Origin of the sequence: Pseudomonas peli, assembly GCF_050563605.1 — a bacterium.
Taxonomy (GTDB): Bacteria; Pseudomonadota; Gammaproteobacteria; order Pseudomonadales; family Pseudomonadaceae; genus Aquipseudomonas; species Aquipseudomonas peli_A.
In genome coordinates, this window is record NZ_JBNXUH010000462.1 from 1 (window position 1) to 223 (window position 223).

Genomic DNA, 223 nt, shown 5'->3' on the forward strand with positions numbered 1-223 from the left:
GTTGCCACCATTGCTCACTCATAGCGCATTCCCCTTGAGAACCATCGGCAAACCCGCCACGGTAAACACCACACGCTCACAACGCTCAGCCAGGGCCTGATGCAGCCAGCCCGCCTCGTCAACATAACGGCGGGCGCGCGCCGCGCGCGGCGACACCGCCCGCCCGGCGCTCTACTAGCTCCTTTTAACATCAGAAAGAGCCCGCGCAGCGCAACCAGGCACA

At 64.1% G+C, this 223-nt stretch carries 1 protein-coding gene; it reads right to left on the reverse strand.

The window, feature by feature from the left end; all coding sequences use genetic code 11:
- Positions 1 to 18: 18 nt before the first annotated feature.
- Positions 19 to 156, reverse strand: coding sequence for a bifunctional adenosylcobinamide kinase/adenosylcobinamide-phosphate guanylyltransferase (locus ACQ4LH_RS22245; protein ID WP_430699036.1), 138 nt, complete (start codon positions 154 to 156; stop codon positions 19 to 21).
- Positions 157 to 223: the final 67 nt, after the last annotated feature.